Genomic DNA, 1,104 nt, shown 5'->3' with positions numbered 1-1,104 from the left:
CTAGGGAGCGTATTCGGTTGTGATCAAGGTGCTGCTCGTGTGAGGTCCTTGATCCAGATCATGGAGGCGCGGAGGTGGAGGCCGGCGAGGTAGCTCCCCGGGGTCTTGTCGTAGCGGGTGGCGATGCCTCGCCATGCCTTCATCCTGTTGATCGCCCGCTCGACGGTGTTCCGTTCCTTGTAGAGCTCGGTGTCGTGACTGACGGGCCGGCCGCCCCCGCTGCCCTTCTTCTTCCGGTTGGCGGCCTGGTCCTTCTTCTCCGGGATGACCGCCTTGATGCGACGTTTGCGCAGGTGGCCACGGTTGCCGCGAGACGAGTAAGCCTTGTCTCCGGCGACTGCGTCCGGCCTGGTGCGGGGGCGGCCGACGGGCCCGCGCACCCGCACCTTCTTCAGGACGGGGATGAACTGTGGGCTGTCCGCCGCCTGGCCCGTGGTCAGGATGAACGCCAGCGGGCGGCACTTGCGGTCGGCGGCGAGGTGGACCTTGCTGGTCTGCCCGCCCCTGGAGCGTCCGAGGAGGGCGGCCTTCAGCCGGAGTTTCCGCCGGCGCCGGACGCGTCGTCGTTCTTCCCGCGCGGGATCGCTTTCGGCCTCCTGCCCTCTTTGTTCTTCGAGCCCGCCCCCTTTGACCTGGCCTTCTCCTCCTCGGCGGCGGCTTTCTCCAGAGCGGTGACGACGTCCTCGTCGAGGTGCATCCCGGCCGCGTCGTGGTGGGCACGGGCGGTGGTGGAGTCGATGCTGACCAGGGACAGGTCCACCTCACCGCGCTTCGCGGCTTCCGCGATCAGGCCCTCCAGCAGGGCCTCGAAGACCCCGGCGTCACGCCACTGCCGGAAGCGGTTGTGGACGGTCGACCATGCACCGAACTCCGTCGGCATCTCCCGCCACTGCCCGCCCGTCTTGAACCGCCAGATCACGCCCTCGAACTGCTGCCGCAGCCGCCCCGGGTACGGGCCGTACTCGCCGATCGGCAGGTACGGCTCGATGAACTCCCACTCCGGATCGGTCAGTTGCACTCGCGTCATACATGACGGTCTACCGGGCCAGACTGTGCCACGAAGCCGCATCCCGCAGATTGATCACGACTCGATACGCTCCCTAG

General features: G+C 67.8%; 1 pseudogene. It reads right to left on the bottom strand.

From position 1 onward, the window contains the following. Positions 1–23 precede the first annotated feature (23 nt). A pseudogene (locus AC0682_RS31505) lies at positions 24–1,027 on the bottom strand (IS5 family transposase). Positions 1,028–1,104: the final 77 nt, after the last annotated feature.

This window comes from Streptomyces sp. NPDC043746 (assembly GCF_056436485.1).
Note: the sequence above shows the minus strand (reverse complement) of the source record. Positions and strands in the feature narration are given on the sequence as shown.